The sequence below is a fragment of the Arthrobacter agilis genome (assembly GCF_002953615.1).
Lineage (GTDB): Bacteria > Actinomycetota > Actinomycetes > Actinomycetales > Micrococcaceae > Arthrobacter_D > Arthrobacter_D agilis_B.
In genome coordinates, this window is record NZ_CP024915.1 from 3114467 (window position 1) to 3119413 (window position 4947).

Annotated in this window: 8 protein-coding genes; 7 read left to right on the forward strand and 1 reads right to left on the reverse strand. The window is 61.8% G+C overall.

All coding sequences use genetic code 11. From position 1 onward, the window contains the following. Positions 1 to 458 precede the first annotated feature (458 nt). From CVO76_RS15200 to CVO76_RS15220, 5 genes are all read left to right on the forward strand, one after another. Positions 459 to 788 (forward strand): hypothetical protein, encoded by a 330-nt coding sequence (locus tag CVO76_RS15200; RefSeq protein WP_208739991.1) that lies wholly within the window; start codon positions 459 to 461, stop codon positions 786 to 788. Positions 789 to 921: 133 nt separating this feature from the next. Then, positions 922 to 1323, forward strand: a complete 402-nt coding sequence (locus CVO76_RS15205; protein WP_208739992.1) for a VOC family protein — start codon at positions 922 to 924, stop codon at positions 1321 to 1323. Positions 1324 to 1395: 72 nt separating this feature from the next. Further along, on the forward strand, positions 1396 to 1785 hold the full coding sequence (locus tag CVO76_RS15210) for a YciI family protein (RefSeq protein ID WP_208739993.1): 390 nt from the start codon (positions 1396 to 1398) through the stop codon (positions 1783 to 1785). Between the two features lie 301 nt (positions 1786 to 2086). Continuing rightward, the gene (locus CVO76_RS17570; protein ID WP_347876239.1) at positions 2087 to 2308 is read left to right on the forward strand and encodes an ArsR/SmtB family transcription factor; all 222 of its coding nucleotides are present in this window, start codon (positions 2087 to 2089) and stop codon (positions 2306 to 2308) included. Between the two features lie 84 nt (positions 2309 to 2392). Then, positions 2393 to 2911 carry an SRPBCC domain-containing protein gene (locus CVO76_RS15220; RefSeq protein WP_208739994.1) on the forward strand — a complete coding sequence of 173 codons (519 nt, stop codon included), beginning with the start codon at positions 2393 to 2395 and terminating at the stop codon, positions 2909 to 2911. 59 nt (positions 2912 to 2970) lie between these two features. Here CVO76_RS15220 and CVO76_RS15225 read toward each other — a convergent pair whose 3' ends face one another. Then, entirely contained in the window at positions 2971 to 3174 is a 204-nt protein-coding gene (locus CVO76_RS15225; protein WP_244186020.1) for a helix-turn-helix domain-containing protein, read from the reverse strand. Positions 3175 to 4378: 1204 nt separating this feature from the next. Between CVO76_RS15225 and CVO76_RS15230 the strand changes: the two genes are divergently transcribed. Continuing rightward, entirely contained in the window at positions 4379 to 4579 is a 201-nt protein-coding gene (locus CVO76_RS15230; RefSeq protein WP_208739995.1) for a hypothetical protein, read from the forward strand. A 113-nt stretch (positions 4580 to 4692) separates the two neighbouring features. Then, positions 4693 to 4947, forward strand: a 255-nt coding sequence (locus CVO76_RS15235) for a hypothetical protein (RefSeq protein ID WP_208739996.1), incomplete at its 3' end; no start/stop codon positions are given.

Consider the following 4947-nt stretch of genomic DNA (forward strand, 5'->3'; position numbering starts at 1 on the left):
GCATTCCTCTACGACCTCACCGACGTCCCCGCAACAGATCACCTCATCCTCAGCCACGCCCTCTTCGAACTCCTCGCCGACCAGCCCAAGCCCAGCTAAGCTCGCCAGCCGCCAAAGAAGCCCGCCACGCACGTAATACACGCACATAACAACAGACGCCTCGGCGCATTGATGCCGCCCTGCGCGCCCCGGGGGAGGTTGAACGGCTATCCCTCAGAACGTATGCAGCCTTCAACACTGACTTTCAGTGCTTAGGTACGGAATCGAGAGGACGATGAGGCACTCAAGCTCATCGCCTGAACGTTCCCACGTATCGGCACCCGGCGGAGTCGTCAAGCGAAGCCCGTTGTATTGGTGTGTGCCAGCCCTATGGGGCTGGAGATGACAGAGTTGCAGGCGATGATCTCGCCCACAACGCTTAGGCCACATCGCTTCTGCCCCCTTCAGGTAGATCAGATATGAGCGTCGATGCCTACCTGTCTCAGACCGGGCTCCCCCAGGAGTATTGGAATGACTCGCAGTTGCGGATGCTCGTACAACTCCTCCTGAACCTCCATAAGTCGGCCACTGGCCCGCTGGAAAGGTTTCTCTCCGGCACTGTCGTGATGACCAATCCTGGATCAGAAGTCACCGATCAATCTCTGGAAGGCGGCGCCGCCGCCCAAGCTCGTGCGTTGATGACCAGCACAGGGATCGTGCGAGAGGTCGCTGGAGAGCTGCTGGAAGCAGCTATTTCCGGACGGATCACCACAGTTCTTCTGACGTCCGGCCCCTCTGCTTCGCCATAGACTCCTTTCGACGTAGACCTGTGGATGCTCTGTCTTCAGGGGTCCTGCGATGAGTTTTCTGTGTTTGATCCGTCTATCAGCTAGAGGGGGCTATCCGCCCTGCTCTGAGCCCTCAATGTCAGGAGTGATCATCATGTCCGCACCCATGATCTACATCAGCTTCCCCGGGAACGCGAGGGAGGCGCTCGGCTTCTATGCCGGTGTTTTCGGTGGCGAGTTGTCTTTGGCGTCCTATAAGGATCATGGCCGGACCGACGGTCCACCTGAGGCTGTCGCTCATGGAGTTCTCAGTGGTGTCGTTTCCCTTGCTGGCTCTGACACGCCCGAGGGCGATCCTTCGGTGCGGTGCGAGGGATTGCTGCTCTCCCTGCTGGGTACCAGCGAGCCGGCGGTGCTGCATGAGTGGTTCGACCAGCTCAGCGTCGGTGGCACAGCCATCGATCCCCTCGTGCAAAGGCCGTGGGACGGCGCGGATGGGCAGGTGACCGACCGGTATGGGCTTCGCTGGCTGGTCGGCTACGAGTCAAGGGCGTGACAACGGTTAGGTACCGGCTCAAGCGAAGCAACCCCTGTAAGACCCACCCTACTCACTGAAAGGCCCCCTTGCATGCCGTCTTTCGCTGTCCTCATCTACGCCGATGAGTCCCTTCACGCCCTCGAAGCCGCTAAAGCCGATCTTGAGGAAAACGACCAGCACGCACGCGAGCTCCAGGACTCGGGATCGATGTCTCTTGCCTACGCCCTGACCCCGAGAGCCAGTGCCGTGTCCATTCGACGCGACAGTATCGCCATGGGACCGTTCGTGCCGGCGGAGCAGTTCGTTGCCGGTTTCTACGTCATCGAAGCGGACGATCTTGACGCGGCGATCGCGGTAGCGCGCTTCAATCCGGCGGTCCGCACCAGCAGTGGTGGCGTGGAAGTTCGCCCTGTCCACAGCGGCGGGATCATAAGGAGTGACACGACGAGCGGTCCTGCGGGCGACACCCCCAGCGGGTAAGGAGAGGGTCGCGATACCTCGATCTTCGGTAGGCCGGTCGGATCTGCTGGTCCAATCTGCTGGGTCGAGCGGTTCTTCATCTTGTAGTCGTAGCGCTCATGAGGGTGAGGAGTTCGATGAGGTCGCGGCGTAGGTCTTCCTCAAGGAACGACGATTCGAGCGGGAGAGTCATTGTCGATTGCTTTGGTGGACCTGGTTGGGCCGGGCCTGTACCTTGCTCTGCCTCATGCGGCCTGTCATGGTCGGCGGCCTTCACGGAGCTGAGGAGCTGGGTTCCTGCTGGAGCGATCGATATGTCGATATGTCGTTGCCCGGCTGTTCTGGTCGCCCGTGTGATGCACCCCCGTGTTTCCAGGGTGCGAAGTGTGCGCCCGAGGGTCTGCGGGGTGATGCGGCACCTTCGGGCGTTTCGCGGCACCTTCGGGTGCTTCGAGAGGCGGGTCTGGTTGAGGTTCATCAGGAAGCCCAACGAAGGATGTATACCTTCGCCCGCAGCCGCTTACCGAGGTCAATGACTGGCTAAATCAATATCCGGCTTTGTGGGAACACCGGCTGGATGCCTGCACACCGCGATAGCACGCGGCAAACGCGAACAAAGGAGCACCCCATGAACACTGACACATCGGAACCTGTGCGCATCCTTGGCACGCTACGCGCGGCGGACGGCAAGGGCATCGTGCGGCTCGAAGAGCGGTTCGACACCGACATAAACGACTTATGGTCAGCCCTGACCGAGCCCGCCCGGCTTGCCCGCTGGCTCGGCACCGTGGAAGGCGATCTTCGCCACGGCGGTGAATTCAGTGCCCACTACTTTGCCAGCGGATGGGAAGGCACCTGTCATATAGAGGACTGCCAACCCCCGCGGCGGCTGCAACTTGCCACCAAGTCCCTGGATGGACCTGACGGGATCATCGAGGCGATCCTGATACCCGATGGCGACCACACTATCCTCGGCATCGAAGACCGGGGCCTACCCCTGGAACAGATTGCCGCCTACGGGGCAGGAAACCAGGTCCACGTCGAAGATCTTACCGCTTACCTCGCCGGCCGTGGACGCTGCGACGCGCGAGTGAGATGGCAAGAACTTCACCCTGCCTACCAAGAGCTAGCCACCAAGCTCACCTAGTGAGGGCTCGATGGCCCTCGCGTGGGGTGACACTCTGCTGATGATGCTTGCTTTCTCATTCAGGTTGCCGTGGAAACGTTCTTGCGGATCAGCCACTGGCCGCGGCCGCCGATCTGGATGACAGGGAGGTCCCCTGAGGCGATGAGTGCCCGGACGGAGCTGTGCTTGGTGTTAAGTTCATCGGCTACCTGCTGCAGGATGAGGAACTGCAACGGCCTGGGCGGCTCGTCGTGCTGCCCGTCGTCGTGGAATTGGTATGTCATGTGCTCAGCATTCCAGCCACCTTGGTCGATGGGGTCGAAACTCCGCGCGATGCCGGGGCTAGCGGTCTCCGTAAGGCCAGTCGAAGCGGGCCCGCACCTCTTTAAGGGGCAGGCGCAGCGTGCGGCTTATGTCGTGCCAGCTAACGCCTTCGTTGCGGGCAAGGCGTACCGCGGCCGATAGCTCGCGTTCAGCCCGGTACGCCTGCTGTTGCCGGTCCTTGAGGAGCGCTTTCCAGTCCTCGATGAGCCAGCCGCGGCCGGCCAGGTCGTCGTCGCTGGATTGCTCGAAGCAGTCCCCCAGCAGGCGGTAGGACGTGAACGCTCGGAGGGCTTCGTCGGGCGTGAGGGCGTCGAACTAGCTAGTGTCGTCCGGGCCACCGTAAGGCGGTTTCCTCATCGCGGCGTCTCCGCAGGAAAACTGATTGGCTGGAAAGCCTTCGCCCGGGGTACAACTGTGGTGAAGTCCCGGACGTCTACCTGTTCCCCCATGCAGGTAGCCCTCCGGGATCTTCTTTATGCCTCGACAGTCGATGCTCCTGCTCGCAGGATAGACCCGCTGCTGGCCCGCCCTGTAGCCTCCTGCCCACCTATGCACGGCACAAGCTCCCCCACGCTCCGCTGCTTGTCCCGCACACACCTGGACAGCAGGGACTGACGGACCACCTGCACACACCCACCACCTCACCGACAATGACAGCTCACCTCGAGCGAGCGGTCGGCGTGCATAGCCTCCTACCAGCGTGGTCGCGAACAGCACGACCTGGTGCATCCGAAATGCCCGATGAGGCCTTCGGAAGCGTTGGGGACTGGGTTGGGTTATCCACCTGTGGGCGGGTGCAGCCCGAAGGGCGGAACTCAAAGCCGTCCACCTGTGGGTGAGCTCCATCCCGTGGGGCACGGGAGCAGTTGTACAAGCGCAAGGCCGGCCTAGAAATGTTGGTTTGTAGATCTGTAGATCTATCGGGATCTGCGTCCCGTCTTTTCATCGCGCGGATGTGGGATGGGACACTTTCTGTCATGGGGGATGTGAAGGGATGCAGTGGAACAGCCGGGGCCTGAGGAGTATGTGCAGGCGATCGAGCGGGCGTTTGCGCGTTGTCCGAGCCTGAGCGGTTTGAGGTTGCTCTCGGCTGAAGCCCGGCTGGGTTTCGCGACCGTCCGGTTCGAGGGCCCGGTCGATGATCTCCGGGGACCCTACGGTGCGATGGTACGCCTACCGAAAGAGCAGCACGATGACCTGTGGAACCGGTACGTCGATAATCGGAATGCCACGGTCGATGACTGGGCGCACGTCGGCATCGCCATGCGAGCAGTCCGGGCGCACGCGCTCAGCCAGGACCAGGACCGCGGGTACACCCTCGACGGCGTCTGGTGGATCATCAACGACTGCCTCGACATCCACTGAAAACCGCCCGGCCGGGTCAGCCCACAAGTTGTGGCCCTCCCCTACCCAGACCGTGACCAATCCGGTATGTGTCGTAAGCCTCCTTGTGATCCCAGAGTCGGAGACTGGGGGGTATGGCACTCATGGGGGTTCAGAAGACAGGTTCGGCGCATTGGTTCAGAGAGCACCGTGGGGCTTTCCCTTCGATCGTTGCTCTGCTTGCTGTGGCCGTGCTGTGGGTCGCCGGCCCGATCGGCGGTATTGGCTTCCTGGCCGAGGCCAGCTCACCCATGGCGATGCTGACCGGTCTCTATGTCGGCCTGGCAGTCGTGGCGGTCTCGATCATCATTGCGACGCTCGCCCTCAATGACCTGGTCCGCCGCTACTCT

Bases quoted from the DNA above. Each gene is read 5' to 3' on its own strand.
- CVO76_RS15230 (WP_208739995.1), top strand. From the start codon at position 4,379: ATGGTACGCCTACCGAAAGAGCAGCACGATGACCTGTGGAACCGGTAC.
- CVO76_RS15220 (WP_208739994.1), top strand. From the start codon at position 2,393: ATGAACACTGACACATCGGAACCTGTGCGCATCCTTGGCACGCTACGC.
- CVO76_RS15205 (WP_208739992.1), top strand. From the start codon at position 922: ATGTCCGCACCCATGATCTACATCAGCTTCCCCGGGAACGCGAGGGAG.
- CVO76_RS15225 (WP_244186020.1), bottom strand. From the start codon at position 3,174: ATGACATACCAATTCCACGACGACGGGCAGCACGACGAGCCGCCCAGG.
- CVO76_RS15210 (WP_208739993.1), top strand. From the start codon at position 1,396: ATGCCGTCTTTCGCTGTCCTCATCTACGCCGATGAGTCCCTTCACGCC.
- CVO76_RS17570 (WP_347876239.1), top strand. From the start codon at position 2,087: ATGTCGTTGCCCGGCTGTTCTGGTCGCCCGTGTGATGCACCCCCGTGT.
- CVO76_RS15200 (WP_208739991.1), top strand. From the start codon at position 459: ATGAGCGTCGATGCCTACCTGTCTCAGACCGGGCTCCCCCAGGAGTAT.